Source organism: Clostridium sp. AM46-21 (genome assembly GCF_003480025.1).
GTDB lineage: Bacteria > Bacillota > Clostridia > Lachnospirales > Lachnospiraceae > Coprococcus > Coprococcus ammoniilyticus.
The window spans coordinates 1-18,271 of sequence record NZ_QUIB01000019.1 but is presented as its reverse complement, the minus strand read 5'-3'; the positions used below and the strand labels follow the sequence as shown (position 1 = coordinate 18,271).

General features: G+C 43.0%; 18 protein-coding genes and 1 pseudogene. All 19 read right to left on the bottom strand.

The genetic code is table 11. The features are described 5' to 3' along the window. Positions 1-9 precede the first annotated feature (9 nt). Complete coding sequence (locus tag DW959_RS12205; protein WP_147340888.1) at positions 10-429, bottom strand: hypothetical protein; 420 nt, start codon at positions 427-429, stop codon at positions 10-12. Positions 430-574: 145 nt separating this feature from the next. After that, positions 575-1,336 (bottom strand): YoaK family protein, encoded by a 762-nt coding sequence (locus DW959_RS12200; RefSeq protein ID WP_181986485.1) that lies wholly within the window; start codon positions 1,334-1,336, stop codon positions 575-577. A gap of 191 nt (positions 1,337-1,527) precedes the next feature. Next, complete coding sequence (gene pckA, locus DW959_RS12195) at positions 1,528-3,132, bottom strand: phosphoenolpyruvate carboxykinase (ATP) (RefSeq protein WP_008401912.1); 1,605 nt, start codon at positions 3,130-3,132, stop codon at positions 1,528-1,530. A gap of 185 nt (positions 3,133-3,317) precedes the next feature. Beyond that, positions 3,318-5,666 carry a ferrous iron transport protein B gene (gene feoB, locus DW959_RS12190; protein ID WP_118484276.1) on the bottom strand — a complete coding sequence of 783 codons (2,349 nt, stop codon included), beginning with the start codon at positions 5,664-5,666 and terminating at the stop codon, positions 3,318-3,320. Between the two features lie 20 nt (positions 5,667-5,686). Then, positions 5,687-6,502, bottom strand: coding sequence for an HAD family hydrolase (locus DW959_RS12185; RefSeq protein ID WP_117807303.1), 816 nt, complete (start codon positions 6,500-6,502; stop codon positions 5,687-5,689). Positions 6,503-6,586: 84 nt separating this feature from the next. Beyond that, positions 6,587-7,780, bottom strand: coding sequence for a nucleotidyltransferase family protein (locus DW959_RS12180; protein WP_117822000.1), 1,194 nt, complete (start codon positions 7,778-7,780; stop codon positions 6,587-6,589). A 13-nt stretch (positions 7,781-7,793) separates the two neighbouring features. Beyond that, entirely contained in the window at positions 7,794-9,518 is a 1,725-nt protein-coding gene (locus DW959_RS12175) for an ABC transporter ATP-binding protein (protein WP_117822001.1), read from the bottom strand. Then, positions 9,515-9,985 (bottom strand): hypothetical protein, encoded by a 471-nt coding sequence (locus DW959_RS12170; protein WP_117822002.1) that lies wholly within the window; start codon positions 9,983-9,985, stop codon positions 9,515-9,517. The genes DW959_RS12175 and DW959_RS12170 overlap by 4 nt, the downstream gene beginning before the upstream one ends. 27 nt (positions 9,986-10,012) lie before the next feature. Continuing rightward, positions 10,013-10,273 (bottom strand): PqqD family protein, encoded by a 261-nt coding sequence (locus tag DW959_RS12165; protein WP_117807299.1) that lies wholly within the window; start codon positions 10,271-10,273, stop codon positions 10,013-10,015. Between the two features lie 50 nt (positions 10,274-10,323). Then, a complete protein-coding gene (locus DW959_RS12160) occupies positions 10,324-11,127 on the bottom strand; it encodes a hypothetical protein (protein ID WP_226800973.1) in 804 nt (267 codons plus the stop codon). A gap of 135 nt (positions 11,128-11,262) precedes the next feature. After that, the gene (locus DW959_RS12155) at positions 11,263-11,877 is read right to left on the bottom strand and encodes a hypothetical protein (RefSeq protein WP_021944104.1); all 615 of its coding nucleotides are present in this window, start codon (positions 11,875-11,877) and stop codon (positions 11,263-11,265) included. 193 nt (positions 11,878-12,070) lie between these two features. Beyond that, entirely contained in the window at positions 12,071-12,790 is a 720-nt protein-coding gene (locus DW959_RS12150; protein WP_021944103.1) for a CpsD/CapB family tyrosine-protein kinase, read from the bottom strand. Continuing rightward, complete coding sequence (locus DW959_RS12145) at positions 12,787-13,611, bottom strand: Wzz/FepE/Etk N-terminal domain-containing protein (RefSeq protein WP_117822003.1); 825 nt, start codon at positions 13,609-13,611, stop codon at positions 12,787-12,789. Before DW959_RS12145 ends, DW959_RS12150 begins: the two co-directional genes overlap by 4 nt. 23 nt (positions 13,612-13,634) lie before the next feature. Continuing rightward, a complete protein-coding gene (locus DW959_RS14715; RefSeq protein ID WP_243023397.1) occupies positions 13,635-13,826 on the bottom strand; it encodes a hypothetical protein in 192 nt (63 codons plus the stop codon). Next, the gene (locus DW959_RS12140; protein WP_243023396.1) at positions 13,820-14,647 is read right to left on the bottom strand and encodes an LCP family protein; all 828 of its coding nucleotides are present in this window, start codon (positions 14,645-14,647) and stop codon (positions 13,820-13,822) included. The genes DW959_RS14715 and DW959_RS12140 overlap by 7 nt, the downstream gene beginning before the upstream one ends. Positions 14,648-14,800: 153 nt before the next feature. Continuing rightward, a complete protein-coding gene (locus tag DW959_RS12135) occupies positions 14,801-15,517 on the bottom strand; it encodes a CpsB/CapC family capsule biosynthesis tyrosine phosphatase (protein ID WP_117822005.1) in 717 nt (238 codons plus the stop codon). 276 nt (positions 15,518-15,793) lie between these two features. Further along, positions 15,794-17,044 (bottom strand): ABC transporter permease, encoded by a 1,251-nt coding sequence (locus tag DW959_RS12130; RefSeq protein ID WP_021944098.1) that lies wholly within the window; start codon positions 17,042-17,044, stop codon positions 15,794-15,796. Between the two features lie 5 nt (positions 17,045-17,049). After that, positions 17,050-17,496: a DUF4162 domain-containing protein gene (locus tag DW959_RS14710; protein WP_243023401.1), complete on the bottom strand. Its 447-nt coding sequence runs from the start codon at positions 17,494-17,496 to the stop codon at positions 17,050-17,052. Positions 17,497-17,553: 57 nt separating this feature from the next. Further along, a pseudogene (locus tag DW959_RS14705) lies at positions 17,554-18,059 on the bottom strand (ATP-binding cassette domain-containing protein); the annotation flags it as partial. Positions 18,060-18,271: the final 212 nt, after the last annotated feature.

The following is an 18,271-nucleotide window of genomic DNA, read 5'->3' as shown; positions in this document are numbered from 1 at the left end:
ATTCGGTTTTCAAATGTAAGAAGTCAGGAGTTTCTTTCCGTCCTTTTTATGTATATACTCAAGCCTTCGATACCATTGAGATGCATGCACCAGTGTGCCGATCTTCACCCACCATTTTCTGGTATCACAAACGAACCCTGATAAGGTAAACAGAAACGGTAAAACCAGGATCCACAGATCAACTGTTTTCTCTGATTGAAACGATTTCAAGTTCTGCGTTTCAAACACTGTACGAAGAACGCTTCCTGTCGGAAGTATCCCTATTTCATTAATTGATGTCGTCCGGACTTCACGAAGCACCGATTTATTCTGTTCAAGCCCCCGCTCCATTCTGGAGCTTTCTATATCACCTATGCCCAAAACGGTGGCAGCTAATATCAATATGATACAATATATCACACATATTTGTTTCTTCTGTTGTTGAAGCATAGCTGCCACCTCACTTTCTGTAGATTTCTTTCTGCATATCCTATACTTACTGCATGCCGCATAATCAGCACACTTGAGAACGAATAATTTCGCGTTCATTATCTCATAAATATAACAAAATGAATATTCTTTATTTTACTCTTATCTATTTCTTAATTTCTTCGCGGAGCTGTGTTCCAAGTTTCTGAATATCTTCTTCCAGGTCATCCTCCAGCTCATGCACATCTTTTTCAAGACGATCCTTAAACATCAGAAGGAAACTGATAAGAAGCAATCCGCTGGATACCCAGATAGCATGGAAGCCCAGATGTACCGACAGAATGCCTCCGATTCCGGCTCCGACCGCAAAGAACAGGATCACACCGAAATAATACAGTGACATTTCTAACTGCTCCGGTTTCTTTTCTCTTAAATATACAGATAAGGCTGCTGTTCCACTCCTGAGATTTCCGATACACATCGTACTCGCATAAGAATGTCCGTTGACTTTCCGGAATGTCTGAACCTGCATTGCACAGGAGAAAGATACCAATACCGTTGCCAGCATGTTCCATCCTTCTGTTAAAAATCCAACAAAGAACAAAATAAAGATCTCCATCAACAAAATGGATTGCCTCCAATGAAGCTTCTTTGCGTATTTGAACCGTCCCTGTACCTGTTCTGCAAAGAACACCCCAAATGCAAATGCAAACAACGGATACAGATATCGAAGTCCTGCCTGCCATTCACCCATCATAAAATGCTGACTCATCAGCACTACATTTCCTGTCTGTGCATTTGAAAACACTTCATCTCTTGTAAAATATGTATAGGCATCCTGAAATCCACCGGATAACGCCAGAAACACACTGGTAATAAACGCTTCCGACATCTGCCGTTTCGCCTGTCTGTTCTGCCCAACTTTCATCTCGATCAACTCTCCGTTCTTCTTCAAATACTATCAGACACAATATAGTTAGCAAGAACGATATGCCATGCTACAAAGAAAAACCGGATGTGAAACCCACACCCGGTTCTTCTTTGTCCGAAGTATATCCTGACGTTATAGTGTCTCAGGTGTATCTCACGAACATATATTGTATTCTGATCATTCAGATATTATTTCTGAGGACCTGCTGCAACTAATGCCTTACCAGCTTCGTTGCTCTCGTACTTAGCAAAGTTCTTGATGAATCTGTCAGCAAGATCTAATGCCTTTGTCTCCCATGCAGAAGCATCTGCATATGTGTCACGAGGATCAAGAATTGCCGGATCAACACCCGGAAGCTCTGTAGGTACTTCAAAGTTGAAGTAAGGGATCTTCTTTGTAGGAGCTGAAAGGATAGCACCGCTAAGGATAGCATCGATGATACCTCTTGTATCCTTGATTGAGATACGCTTGCCTGTTCCGTTCCATCCTGTATTTACAAGATAAGCCTTAGCTCCGCTCTTCTCCATCTTCTTAACAAGCTCTTCAGCATACTTTGTAGGATGTAACTCAAGGAATGCCTGTCCGAAACATGCTGAGAATGTAGGTGTCGGCTCTGTGATTCCACGCTCTGTACCGGCAAGCTTAGCTGTGAAGCCTGACAGGAAGTAGTACTGTGTCTGCTCTGGTGTCAGAATAGATACCGGAGGAAGTACTCCGAATGCATCTGCTGAAAGGAAGATAACATTCTTTGCTGCAGGAGCTGATGAGATAGGACGAACGATGTTCTTAATATGATCAATTGGATAAGATACACGAGTATTCTCTGTAACGCTCTTATCTGTGAAGTCGATCTTACCATTTGCATCTACTGTTACGTTCTCAAGAAGAGCATCTCTTCTGATCGCATTATAGATATCCGGCTCTGAATCCTTATCAAGGTCGATAACCTTTGCGTAGCAGCCACCTTCGAAGTTGAATACGCCGTTGTCATCCCAGCCGTGCTCATCATCACCGATCAGGAGACGCTTAGGATCTGTTGAAAGTGTTGTCTTACCTGTTCCTGAAAGACCGAAGAAGATAGCTGTGTTCTCACCGTTCATATCTGTGTTTGCTGAACAGTGCATAGCTGCCATTCCCTTAAGTGGAAGGTAGTAGTTCATCATTGAGAACATACCCTTCTTCATCTCTCCGCCGTACCATGTATTGATGATAACCTGCTCATGGCTTGTGATGTTGAATGCTACACATGTCTCTGAGTTAAGACCAAGTTCTTTATAGTTTTCTACTTTAGCCTTTGATGCGTTGTAAACAACGAAATCCGGCTCGAAGTTCTCAAGTTCTTCAGCAGTTGGCTTGATGAACATATTTGTTACGAAATGTGCCTGCCAAGCTACTTCTACGATAAAACGGATAGCCATACGAGTATCAGCGTTTGCTCCACAGAAAGCATCAACTACAAATAATTTCTTATTTGAAAGTTCCTTCTTGGCAATATCCTTAACGGATGCCCATGTCTCTTCTGTCATTGGATGATTATCGTTCTTGTAACCATCTGTTGTCCACCATACAGTGCCCTTTGAATTCTCATCAACAACAATATACTTATCTTTAGGTGAACGTCCTGTATAAATACCTGTCATTACATTAACAGCGCCAAGCTCTGTTTCCTGTCCTTTTTCATATCCTTCAAGAGTAGATTTAGTCTCTTCCTCGAAAAGTGTTTCATACGAAGGGTTGTAAACGATCTCTGTAGTTCCAGTAATGCCATACTTGCTTAAATCAATATTTTTCATTGTACACAAATCCTCTTTTCTTTCTAAGTATTATTCTATGGAGGTTAGTTTGTACTACCAACTTCCACAGTCAATTTGTATTATAGCCATCCCTAATCAAAAAGTAAAGAAAATCTTTACCGGATATGACTTTTTTACATTTTTTTTATAATCATCACGCCTGTATTTTATAATTTATATTTGTTTTAGAAACACAGACAGATTGCATAGACAAGTGCCGCCATGATCCATGCAACAACACACTGTCCGACCACAACTACCAGTGCCCATTTGCTTCCAAGTTCCCGTTTTACGGAAGAAACGGCTGCTACACATGGAGTATACAGCAGACAGAATATCAACAATGACAGAGCGGATGCCGGTGTCAGGATCTTATGGATAACATCCATGCTTCCGGTCAGCACAGACAATGTTGATACTACACTCTCCTTGGCCATAAATCCAGATATCAGTGCCGTCGATATCCGCCAGTCTCCGAAACCAAGCGGTGCAAATACCGGTGCGATCAATCCTGCGACAACTGCAAGGATACTGTTCTGTGAATCTGCCGTCAGGTTAAAGTGCAGATCAAAGCTCTGTAAGAACCAGATCACGATCGTTGCCACAAAGATAACCGTAAATGCCCGCTGTAAGAAATCCTTTGCCTTTTCCCATAATAACTGCAATACATTTTTCAATGCCGGCATTCTGTAGTTTGGAAGCTCCATAACAAACGGAACTGCCTCACCCTTGAATAATGTCTTTCTGATAATAAGCGCCACAAGGATTCCTATCAGTATTCCCACAACATACAACCCGACCATAACAAGTACTTTATACTTTGGGAAAAACGCTGTTGCAAAGAATGCATAGATCGGAAGCTTTGCAGAACAGCTCATAAACGGGGTCAACAGGATCGTCATCTTACGATCACGCTCCGACGGAAGGGTACGGCTCGCCATAATGCCGGGAACCGTACAGCCGAAGCCAACCAGCATCGGCACAATACTTCTTCCGGATAACCCAATCTTTCTGAGTGGTTTGTCCATGACGAAAGCAACACGAGCCATATATCCACTGTCTTCCAATAACGAAAGAAATAAGAACAGCACCACTATAATCGGAAGAAAACTCAGCACACTTCCAACTCCCTTAAAGATACCATCGATCACAAGTGAATGAATCACCGTGTTCACCGACCATGCAGTCAGAAGCTGATCCATCTGCGCTGTCAGATAATCAATCCCTTTCTCCAGCAGATTCTGAAGTACCGCTCCGATCACATTAAAGGTCAGAAAGAAGACTGCTCCCATGATCAATATAAAGGTCGGTATCGCGGTATACTTTCCCGTAAGAACCGCATCGATCCTCCGGCTTCTGATACGTTCCTTACTCTCTGCCGGTTTGACAACCGTTTGTCTGCAGATCCGCTGTATAAAATCGAACCGCATGTCTGCAATTGCTGCTGCACGATCAATTCCACGTTCTTCTTCCATCTGGCTTACAATGTGTTCTATCATCTCCGTCTCATTCTGTTCAAGATGCAGAGATTTTTCCATCTCTGCATCCCCTTCTGCCACCTTCGCCGCAGCAAAACGAACCGGGATTCCCGCATTCTCTGCATGGTCTTCGATCAGATGCATGATTCCATGCAGGCACCGGTGCACCGAACCACCATGATCTTCCGGATCACAGAAATCCTGTCTGCCCGGTCTCTCCTGATATCTGGCGACATGAACTGCATGTTCGATCAATTCATCTACACCCTGATTCTTGATCGCAGAGATTGGAATAACCGGAATTCCAAGCATACTTTCCAGCTGGTTAATACGGATTGATCCTCCGTTCTCACGAACTTCATCCATCATATTCAGTGCCAGCACCATCGGTATATCAAGCTCCATCAGTTGCATCGTCAGATAGAGATTTCTCTCAATATTGGTTGCATCCACGATATTGATTATGCCCTTTGGTTTTTCATCGAATACAAACTGTCTGGTTACAATTTCTTCGCTACTGTACGGCGAGAGAGAATATACACCCGGAAGGTCGGTTACTCTTGTGTCCGGATATCCTTTGATCATTCCCTCTTTCCGATCAACCGTTACTCCGGGGAAATTACCTACATGCTGATTCGAGCCTGTCAACTGGTTAAATAATGTCGTCTTGCCACAGTTCTGGTTACCAACCAGAGCAAAGGTCAGGATCTCATCCTTCGGCAGCGGATGTTCATCTGCTTTCACATGATACTTTCCGCCTTCGCCAAGTCCCGGATGTTCTACTAAAGCTTTATCCTTTTTGTTATCTTTCCTATGTTCGTCTTCATCTGATTTTTTATCTGATACCTCGATCTGCTCAGCATCCGCCAGTCGGAGCGTCAGTTCATAATCATGAATACGGATTTCAAGAGGATCGCCCATTGGTGCATATTTGATCAGTTCAACCTCAATACCGGGTATCACGCCCATGTCAAGGAAATGCTGTCTCAGTGCTCCATCACCGCCAACTGTACAGATGGTTGCGGACTGTCCCTCTTTCAAATCTTTGATCGTCATTTGTATCGCCTCTTAACTCTTTATAATAAATATTTATCAATTGCTTCTGCACATCCATCATGGTCGCAGTCATTGACAACAACCGCAGCAACTGCTTTTACATGTTCATTTGCATTTCCGACCGCAATCGCTAATCCTGCAGTTTCCAATATATTCAGATCGTTATCTGCATCACCAACCGCAATCGTTTCATCGATTTCAATACCCAGGTGCTCACACAGCCGGAACAGCCCGGTTCCTTTGGTAACTCCTGTCGCCGAACATTCCAAAGCGGTCTTCTCCGCATCCGCAAGAACAAGATCCAGTCCGGCAAGTCTCTTTCTGGTTCTCTCTCTGCCTTCTGCTGTCGCATGATACAGGTTCAGCTTCGGGACCTCAAATGGATGTTCCTTATAATATTCATAGATATCATCGACCTGTGTTGTAACCTTCTCATACATTGGCCGATAGACGCCCATCCCAAAGCGTTCCATCTGGGGTATGTCCTTTTTCTGCACTATGGATTCGATTGCAAGCAGATGCACCATTAGATCTTCTTTTTTACTTTCTGCCAGAATCTTTTCTGCCAGTTCAATAGAGATTGCATTCGAATACAGGATCTTCTCCTCTTTCACATCATACAGAATCGCGCCGCTGGAGCAGACAACATAACGCAGTCCCGGTATCCGCTTAAAATATTCCCGAAGCTCTGCCACACATCTTCCGGTCGAAAGGATCACTTCCTTTCCTGCATCAAATGCGCGGTTCACAGCTTCCAGTGTCTGCTCTGATATCCGCTTTTCGGAATTTAATAAGGTTCCATCCATATCAAAAGCAATCAACTTGTATTTACTCATATCCATGTCTGCCTTTCTGTTTTTATATTCAGATCTGTTTCATTCCGATACTGTTATTCTCTTTCATTTATATTTGTTTTGTGTTTATTTTTTTCTTATTGCTTTAATCTCTTCCGTAATCTTTTTTCGGTTCTTTATCAATCCACGCACCCAACGGAAAACAGTATAAAACGGCAACAGAATCTTATGACGGTATACCATCGGTACATTCTCTTTATAAAATCCCATATCCGGGAAAAGTCTCCGCCACATATACCGCCATTTTGTTCCGGTTGTGATTGTGTCTCCATCTGCCTGAAGTTCTTTCAGCGCCCGTTCCACCATGCCGGCGACCGTTCCGTATGTGCCAGAATACATCAGTTCGGCAAGAAGCTCCCGCTCCTGTTCTGTAAGCCGGTTCTTTTGCCCCATATCCTCCGATGCAAATATCTTATGTGCAAGACTCCGCAGCGTCTGCTCAAATTCCGCTGCTCCAAATACAGCTAACTCCTGCCCGATGTATTCATAATCAAAATGATCGACATATGCTTCATTCAGAATATAGCAATCTGTAAGTGTCCGTATTCCGGTTCCTGAACCTTTATGATGCTTATAAGCATGGGCGATCACATAAATATACAGATCATTTTCTTCAAAATGATAACCAAAGGAATTGCTTTCATCTTTTATCAGTCTGTCCTTCACATCCTGATAATATTGATTCCATTCTGCTCCCGGCTTCTCTGAAAACAATACCCGGTGCATCTCGAAATTATAGACCGGTTCTTTCAGATAAGTATCATGTGCTCCAACGCCATAAGCTTCCGTCTGATATCCGTGTTCTTCCATATACGACCGGATCTTCTGACTGTATACAGGATCAAACAAGATATCATTATCTGACATTTCCCTCATTCCGGGCGTCTTATACAGATCCTTTATGATGCTCCCCTTTAATGGCATATACCAGATACCTTCGGCTTCCATATATCTAAATAACTGCTTTCTTGCAGCATCTAACAGCATATTCTTACGCAACGCCTTATCCCTTTTCTCCCGCCATGCCGCAAGAAGCTGCGGATACTCTGCCGCAAATGTCTGGTCCACCTTTAACGCAGGTTCAATGGCGTCATAAACCAGAGCGCCTAACATATGATATTTGCTCCACTTCCAGACAGCCTGCAGATCCATCTGATGCAACCGTTCCGTTGATACCGGTTTCATATGAAGTCCACACGCCACTAACTCCAGAAAATCCCATTCATTTTTTCCAAGTGTCCTGATGTTATACTGAATCATATTATCTCATTCCTCATTCTTCCCTGTCCGTCATCATTGCTATCGTACGGTCACACACCTGCAAAGCTGCCGGCCGGTGGGTAACGATCAGGACAGTCCGATCTGTCATTGCACGGAGATTGGAAAGCAGCCGTTTCTCTGTCTGTTCATCCAGTGCACTTGTCGCTTCATCAAGGATCAGAACCGGGTGTCCGGAATAAACCGCCCTTGCAACTGCCAGACGCTGGATCTGTCCCTCCGATAATCCATGTCCCTGTTCTCCAAGTGGAGTTTCCATCTGTTCCGGAAGCTGATAAACAAATTCTGCGCAGGCAGCTTTGAGTGCCTGTGTCAGTTTCTCCGTGTCGACATGCTCACCAAATGCCACCGCTTCCTTTATTGTTCCACTCATCAGATGATTTCCCTGCGGTACATAAGCAAACAAAGACCGGAAGCCTGCATGCATCTTATGCCTTTCACCGCCAAATATTACGTTACAATCCCCGGAATCCAGTGCATACAGACTCATTAATATTTTAAGCACTGTACTCTTTCCACACCCGGATGGTCCGGTCAGTGCCAGGAATTCTCCTCTTGCAATATGCATATTAAAATGCTCCAGAACCTTTCTTTCACAGTAGTCTGTATCTGTCTGTGCCTGAACACCCAGCAGATCCGTATCTCTCCGATAGGCAAAGGAGCCATTCACAATCTCAAGAGCCATAAACTGTTCCCGGAAATCGGAAGGGAGTATCTCTGATCCCGTTCTGTCCGGTTCAAAGGTTTCTGCCTGCATCAGCCGTTCTGCACTGGCAAGGCAGGCAAAATATTTTGGGAAATACCCAGACAGATTCGCAAACGGTGTCTGGATCTGTGCGACAAGCTGAAGCACTGCTATAAAGGTTCCATAGGAAACCTGTCCTTTCAATATTCCATACCCACAATATATGGCTCCCAGAATATAAGCTCCATTCATTGCTGCACCGAACCCGATATTACAGATATTGGAAAATCTGTTTTTCTTCATCCGGCTGCCCTGATGTGCATTCATATACCGGTCTGCTTCATCTGCCGTTTCCTGTTCTTTTACGAATGTGTGAAGGATCACCAGACCGGATAACCGTTCCGATAAAAAAATCCGTAATCTGCCATCTGCCTCCTGCACTTTTTTATGCAGACGTTTCAACACCCGCCGGAATATCCAGGTCAGAAAGACAAGCAGAAGACCTCCCGGTATCAATACATAAGCAAGTTCCGGCATAATACCGATCAGCAGAACAACCGCGATCAGGATCCGTGTCAGCATCCCGCATACACCGGGAACGATCTGCGCCAGTCCATCCGCCACGATCACAGTATCTGAAGTCAGGCGGTTCATCCATTCTCCGGAATGGATCTGTGTGACTTCGCGGTAACTTCTTCCCATAAGTTCCGAAAACAATCGTTTCTTCCAGATATTTTCATAAGTTGACCGTGTTTTTTCTTCCAGATAACGGTCAACCGCCCGGAACGTGATCTGCAGGATCACAAGCAGTACAAGTCCTGTTCCCGCTGCCACAAAACCGGAACGTTCTCCTTCCACCGCATGATCGATCAGATTCCGGAGCAGTAATGCGAGCAGGCCGCCGGACATACCAAGAAGGACAGATATTATAAGCAGGAAAACGATATAATACCGCTTTCCTGCTATACCCTGCCACATCCATACAAATGTTTTCCTGTTCTGTTCACCCTGCATCATCCTGCTTTGTTTCTTCATCTGCTCTTACCCATTTTCCTGCGCAGCCGAGCAGCTCTTGCCTTTACAAATAAAATACCTGCCCGGATATAAAAAAGATCACACCATATATGCACATACCATCTGTATCGCTTATCCGTAACCGGAATCTCTTTTCCATCCCGTATCACCCCGGTAAGCACTCCGATAATATCCGGATCTGTAATATCATATTCTCTCCTGTAATTGTGATCCCCACAGATCACATAACCATCATTTCTTACAGAAAGTATCCTGTGCAGGATATAATGATCTCCCCTTTTATAAAGCACCGCATCATACTTTTTAAGCCGTCCTTCCGGTCTGGCCTTTATGATCATAATATCACGATGTTCCCGAAGGAGAGGCATCATACTGCGTCCTACATTGGTATATATAATAGTTCCATATTTGTTTAACTGTTCCTCATAAGTAGAACAGCTATCATATCCCTGTTTCTCCGTTTTCATTTTCTCTCTTTTTGCTGTTCCGGCTTCTCAATATTCGATCGCACCAATGGAATCCAGCTTCTTCAATATTCCCTTCACATCCCTGCGGACAACAGCCTCCGGTGCATCATATGCATCTGTCATTGCATGAACGATATCATCCTCTGTCACAGTTTTTTTCAGACATTCTACGATAAAGCCCGCTGTCTCATTGCTTCTGACCAGACCGGAAAAGCTGTCGGTTCCGGCAGCTACCATGATCTGTTCTCCATCTGTTTCATATGTAATAAATTCATCTTTTAATTTCATTTACCGCTCCATTATTTCTGTATATTTTCGTTTTGTTGTTTTATATGTTTTTAATCTGCATAATCTATATCTGTATTCATTCCATTGTAGGAAGTCTCCACTGCCTGCATGGACATATTGCAGCCCAGCCGGTACAGCTTTGTTTTATCCATGATCTGCTCCGCCAGACGGATTGTCGATGATAATACCGCCGGCTGATCTGAACGATAACTCTGCTGTAATATCATCTTCCATGCATCCCGCTTCCTGATCTGTTCGATATGATTGACCGTATCCCGTTCCAGAATACATACTGCCTTTAATGGAACCATGATGTTGTTCTGCAGATGATCCTTGCCCGCCCATGGGGTTCCGCATGCCAGCACGCCTTTGCCGGTTACTTTCAACAATGGCTTATCGTCATTTACCATCACAGCACGATTTCCAAAATATTTGCGCCACAGCTTGGTATGCGTAGATTTTCCGGTTCCACTCTTCGCCGTGAACAGATACGCTTCTCCATCCACCGCTATCACCGAACCATGAAATAACAAGGTATTGTATGCGATCATCTGATCTGCGATCTTCCGGTATAACGCCAGCGTTTCCAGATATGCATCACTGTAGTATCCAAACCACGATCTTCCCGGTCCTTTCCTTCCACCGACCTGTTCCTGCTTCTCCGACCAATCCCGTTCCGCTGCGATATCCCTCTGTGTGATCATCACCGAAAATGCCTCCGGTCCCGTTGTCAGGTAGTCCCGACAATATTCTCTTGTACTTCTGTAATTCGCATAGATCTTTATCGTTACATCTGCAAGCCGGATCCAGAATATAAATTTTTCATTCCCAAATCCCATCTTTTCATTCTTCATGTTCCATATACCACCATCATTTAAAATCCTGCCTTAGTTTACCACACAGTAAGGATGACGTGCAATAAGAAAAAAGACACCCTCGTGGCCAGGGTGCCTTCAATGCTATAGCAATTTAATGTATTGTGTTAAATATTATTTAACTTTGATCTTGATTGTCTTTGTTGTTGCTTTGTAGTTCTTTGTTGCAGCAACCTTAACAGTTACTCTGTAAGTACCTTTCTTGATACCCTTAGCCAGAGTGATCTTGCCTTTCTTTACAACAATCTTCTTTGAGCTTCTCTGATAAGTTACTTTAGCCTTATCCTTTACACCAGAAACCTTGAATGTATAAGATTTAGCTTTCTTCTTAAATGTTGAAGCTTTCTTGGTCTTATAACCGTTTTTAACTGTCAGCTTCTTCTGAGTTGCCTTCTTAATTGTGTATGAAGATGACACTTTTCCGGCATACTTGCCCTTACCAGTGATCTTTACTGAGTAAGTACCAGCATTTTTGCCGCTTGTAACTTTAACAGTATAGTCTGTACCGGCCTTTAATGTTACTTTCTTGCCGCTCTTGGTTTTATACTGAACCTTGATCGTCTTAGGAGTCTGTTTCTTACCTGTATAAGTAAGTGTAGAACATGTAATTGTTGTGTTCTTCTTTGTTAACTCCTGTGAAGTAACTGACTCTGTTGCAGCCATTGCTGTACATGGAATCATAAGAGCGATAACCATGATAATAGCAATCAGCTTCTTTAAATTCTTCATATTGAGTTTTCTCCTTCCTAGCACATTTTCGGATAAAAATCGTTCTGATCATTTTGAAAACTGAAGTTCTCTCACCACTTTAACCAGAACATCTATGATAAAACAGCCGTCTGCCACGTATCGGCCGAATCATCCAACCTGAATCCATCTGCCAGATCCTGTTGAACGGATCCGCTATCTATCTGGATCTGTTCTATTTTCCACTTTTCTGGTCTTTTCCATAGCCGTATCCATAGCCATAGGATTTATATTTTCCATAATAACTCTTGTATGCACGTCCGGACACTTCTACCCGGTTCAGGATCACACCCAGCAGTTTACAGCGAACCTGTTCCAACTGCTGCATGGATTGTTTTATCACGTTCCTGGACGTTTCACCACTACGGACAACAAGTACTGCACCATCACATAAGGAAGCAACCTGTGCAGCATCTGCGACACTGCCAAGTGGCGGCGAATCTATGATCACATATCTATACTGCTCTGCCAGTTTATTAAGCAGTTCTGCAAAACGATCATCCTCCAATAATGCAGATGGATTCTCTAACAGATTGCAACATGGCACGATATAACCATTTGGGATATTTGTTTCATATACAACATCCTCATATTCTGCCTGCCCGGACAGATAATAGCCCAGATCCTTGATCTCGCCTTCTGTCTGGATATTATGTCTGCTCTTGATCACTGATTTTCTCAAATCCACATCAAGAAATACAGTCGGAAATCCGGCTTCTGCCATCATCTTCCACAGATTCATGGAAATGGTACTTTTGCCTTCATTTGGCAGACTACTTGTGATCAACAACTTCTTTGTATTTTTCCCACAAAACTTGATATTTATACGAAGCCTGTTCATTGCTTCTTCGACAGCATACGGCATTTCTTTAAAATCAATATTTATCTTTTTCATTTGCTTCGTCTCCCTTTCAATCCAGATTTTGTTTCTCCATATTCAGCGCCGTCCTCATTCTGTTCCAGTGACTCACTGTCTGGAATTGAAGTAAGCGGAACAATTCCAAAGTATTTTTCCATATCGGATGCTGTATGGATCGTATCATCCAGGAGATATCGTATGATCAGGATCAGACAGTAAATAAATGCGCCCGCCAATGCTCCGATCAGTGTATATTTCAGATAACTTGGTCCTGCCTTCTGATCCGGTATTCTTGCAACCTGAGCAATATTCGGTGCATTGGTACTCATTGTATCCGGAAGATATTCTACCGCAATCTCAGCCAGTGTGTTTGCTATGTCTTTTGCCTGCTCCGGATCTGTGCTTGTAACTGTTATCTTCAGTACTCTTGTATCCGCCGGATTCTCAAGTACGATCATCTGTGCAAGCTCTGCCGAATCCATTGACAGATTCAGTTTGGAGATTACCTGATCCAGTACCGGATAACTGAGCATCAGTTCCTCATAATCCTTTGTCAGCGACATACCAATATTCAGATCGGACAGATTTACAACGGAATCCTCCGATGCAGATACGACATACAGTTTTGCGGTCGACTGGTACGTCGGTTTGATCATAAAATATGCATATGCATTTAACAAGACTGCACCAAGCAAAAATGCAAGTATGATAAAATGTAACTTATCCATCAGTGCATATCCCAGATCGACCAGATCTATCTCTTTATCGTCATCATCAACGGTCACCATCGTCACCTTATTGATCTTTTCTTCTTTTCCATTGTCCGACATCGGTACTTTTTTATTTTCTGCGCTCATGTTCTCCTCCATCCAAAGTATCTCTATTCTGTATATTCTTTATAAAACAGCTCTGCGATCGCTGCATTCAGACTTTCCTCATCTGCCTCAAAGGTAGCGAAATCAAGTTCATCCAGCCCTTCTGTTCCGGAAATAGATACCTCGCCCTCATCCTTCTCTTTCACAACAAGAAGTGCCAGCTTGCTGAATTTATTTGCCGATATATTCGTCACCATATAATCTCCCAGTGCATTGTACAGATCCAACGGTAGGTACTGTCTGTCTGACATTTCTCTTTTATATTTTTCTTAAGCCCTTCCATATATACGGACTGACGTTTCATTCTGTTTTCATTTGTTTCATCAGCGACATCCCAACGGTCATGTACATAATGTACCGCCTGCTCATCACTGAGCCGAACCGTATCTCCAATCTTAAGGGATGGATCCACTTTGGAAAAATCATCCTCAATCGTAACTGTTACTCCTCCTGCCATATGATTGATGATAGAAATTGCTCCCATATTTACAGCAGCATATCCGTCAATCTTCTGACCACCAAGCAGCTCTGATACAGCATCCACGGTATTCTCGCAACTGGCTTCCAGTCCATCTCCGCTTGCATGTGCAAGTGCAATCTGTACAACAGAATCGCCCAGATAAGAATTGTCGAGATCCAGGGATTTTACATTTGTCAGTGTATTTCTGTTGATCGCCAGAGTCTTAAATGTCCCTTCACTGATATCTCTGACCATCAGCATAAGCACATCACTCTGCCCGGATTCTCCATAGTCCTCTGCTTTTTTTACTTTATCCAGTGAATCGATACCCATGAACAGATAGGTCTCTATATTCTTCTTCGGAAGATATTTCTTGCCATTTATACGGACAACTCCCTGCTCTGCCTCATATGCCTCCTGCTTCCGGAGCTTCTGCCGGTCAATTGCCCGGAACACAATAACTGCCGCTAAACAAAATATGATAACTGCTGCAATGGTAATTGTCAGTTTTTTATATAATTTCAGTTTTTCCTGTCTGGAATGTATCCTGTGTGCCATCTTTCTTTCTCTGATCAGAACAGGTTCCCTATCAGATCAGATCCTCCTGTCGGCCATGTTTTCTCACATATGATAAGTGCTGTCAATATAATAAACAGTATAACACTGATTATGATCGCTACTTTTTTTGACATCTGTCTATCCTCCAACCTTTTATCTCAAACCAAGAAGCTGACATCCATATGCATCTATCTCTGCAAGAATGTCTGCGCCTGCTTTCTTTTCCAGTCTCTGTCGTCCCTCTATCAGATTCGGAGGGCGGTGATGAACGCCATGACAGTCACTTCCCAGAATATGTGCCTGCCTCTTTTGAAACATGCGGATCAACATCCCGCCCTGTTTCCAGTCTGACAAACTTTCTGCATTGATCTGTATGGTAACCGGAAGCTCCATCAGCTTTTTTATGTACGGCTTATTCCCTGAAATCTTCATAAAGCGTTCCAGATGAGCGATAATGATCCGGAGCTGTCTCTCATGGATCAGCTTTTTTACCTGTAAAAGATCTTCATCCGTCCACGTCCGGAACGGCATCTCAAGCAGCAGAAGCTCTGTTCCCTGGATTGTCAGCCGGTCAACCTTATCTGCATCTCCGATCCCATCAAAAAAAGCAACTTCCGCTCCAAGCAGAAGCTGTGGGGTATCCGATATGTTTTCAGTCGTTACTGCCTCTATCAGGCTTTGATATGCATGTTCCCGTTTTTCAAGAAAATGTTCAATTCGATCCTCGTCCGCATAAAAGTGCGGTGTCGCGATCATTCTGTCTACACCGGCATTCCGACTGAGCCGAAGCATCTCTATGGATGTTTCTATATTTCTGCTTCCATCGTCAATTCCCGGAAGAACATGTGAATGGAAATCGATTACTTCCATATTTTACTGTAACCTTTCTTTTTAAGCCATTGAAATTATATTCCAGAAGCGAACAGATATCACAGCCACTCTTTTTGCACTGCGAATTTAGAAATTGCTTTCATTTCTATTTTATTTTACCCTGTCTCCCCTGTATACCCGCACCAAGTGCGTTCAATAATTTCACATGAAATTATGCCACATCCGCCTTTTAATGTAAAGGTATCAGGATTATTTTCTACATTTTTACATCAACACAGCACGCATGTGGCCTTTTTATTGTCTTATTTTTATATTTTATTTTTCTCTTTTTAATTCTTTTAATGCTCTGGATAACCTGATTGGATTGCCATACCGAAGTGTTGAATTACGGAAGATCTTACCTCCCAGAACACCCATACCGATCACCGATATATATAAAATTATTGCTGATATAACAACTTCCCATGTTGCTACATCTCCCATCGCAACTCTTGCAAACATTGCACTGTAAGAACTGATCGGTAGATATGAACAGATCCTGATGACCAGTCCGTCTACATTTGTCAGGTTCATCAGTACGACAAAATACACGATCATTACGATCATCTGCGCCGTACCGGCTGATTTGTTCAAATCCTCGATCTTAGATACCAGTGCCCCAAGTGCTCCATACATAAATGCATAGAACAGGAATCCACCAAGGCCGAATACCGCAAATGCGATCAGAACATCAGATGGGATATTTAATACAGAACCCATAAAGCCGCCCCAGTAGTCTTTATTAAAGTTGTATGAGATCAACAGGGCTGCCATGATCAATCCGACCTGAAAGAACGTAGCAACTGTTCCGGCAAATACCTTTCCAAATAAAATATCTCTGGAGTTCGTTGTTGTTACCAGAATCTCGATCGAGCGGTTGCTCTTTTCATTTGCCACACCGGTTGCGATCGACATTCCATACATAACGATCAGCATGAAGATCACGATAACCAGAATATAACAATACCAGTAATTGCTTGTGCTGTCCTTACCGAGGATAACTTCTTTTGCCTGAATATCTGCATAATCAAGACTCATAAGTTCATCAAAATCCAAATCATGTGCTTCACTGTACTGTTTCTTGGACAACATGGACAGGTAACTGTCAAAGGTACTGGTGTAATCATCAAACATGCCTTTATTATAAACATAATAGGTATATTCTGACGTACTATAAACTACATAACCAAGTTCCGCATCTTCACTTTTAACCAGCGACTCTACTTCTGCTGCATCCTTACATTTCTGCAGCTTGACATCCGGATATACCTGCGCCAGCAAACCTTCATCCATAATACCGGATGCATCATAATATGCATATACGGATTCATTCTCCTGATCCGATTCATCCTCTGCATCTGTCTCTTTATCAGACGAAGGACTTCCACTTGTAAACGATTCCTTAATTCTCGGTGCGAACATGATGCCTACGCAAAGAAGTGCCAGTAAGATCGTTGAAATCAGATAGGATTTACTGCCAAAATAATTACCGAGTTCAAACCTTAATATTGTACCAATCTTTTTCATATATCTTAACCTCTCTTTCCAAACAGACCCTTTTTCTGCTTTGGTTCAAATTCAGAAAAAGAAGTTCCGATATTATTTTTTTCTTTTATATCTTCCGGTGTCTCCTCATCTCCGACTGCCGATACAAATATATCATTCAGGGAAGGCTCATAAACTCCATAGCTCCTAAGCCTGATTCCCAACTCTTTAAAACGGGAAAGCACCTGCCATTCATCCTGTTCCGGCAGAATCTGTGTCACAACATGATGCTTGTTATGGCTGATCACCTGCACCTGATCTGCAAACTTATCACGAAGAATCTGTTCCAGTTCTTCCGACTCCATTCCAACAGCCGCAACTGCTTTATGTCCTTTTCCGTATTCTTCCTTGATCTTGTCAAGGTTGCCTGCCAGTGCCACTTCACCATGATTGATCACTACGATATCTTCACAGAATTCTTCCACATAGCTCATCTGGTGGCTGGAGAAGATAACGATCTTTCCGTCTGCGATCAGTTCATTTATAACATCCTTTAAGATCTGGGAATTCACAGGATCTAAACCGGAAAACGGCTCATCTAAGATCACGATGTCAGGATCTGCTACTAATGTTGCTGCAAGCTGTACCTTCTGCTGATTACCCTTCGATAACGTATCCAGTTTCCGGTTCTCGTACTGGATCACATCCAGACGGGTCAGCCACTTCCGCATATTCTCTTCCGCCTGCTTCTTATTCATCCCACGAAGCTTTGCCAGATATACTAACTGCTCACTAATCAGACGTTTCGGATATAAGCCACGTTCCTCCGGCAGGTATCCGACCTGCCCCGCTGATAGACAAAGGGGGCTCCATCTAATAAGACCTGACCTTCATCTGCATGGAAAACATCCATGATGATCCGAATCGTTGTGGTCTTTCCTGCGCCATTTCTTCCCAACAGTCCGAGTGCGCTTCCACCCTCTACCGAGAAATTGATCCCGTGCAGGATCTCTGTGCCATCAAAGCTCTTTTTGATGCCCTGTAATTCTAATTTCATATCTCTCTCCTTTTTATGAACCGACATTCATATCCCTGTTATGAATGTACGATCAGTTTCAGGTTGCAATTTCCATCTACTATATCATAATTCAACTCTGAAACAATCTTTAATAAGCTTAATTATCGTTTGTAACGGTTCATATTTTCCTCTATTCCGGTTCTATTCGAAAGTAAGAAAATCCTCAAATTCTATCTCGGATGGCAGTCTCA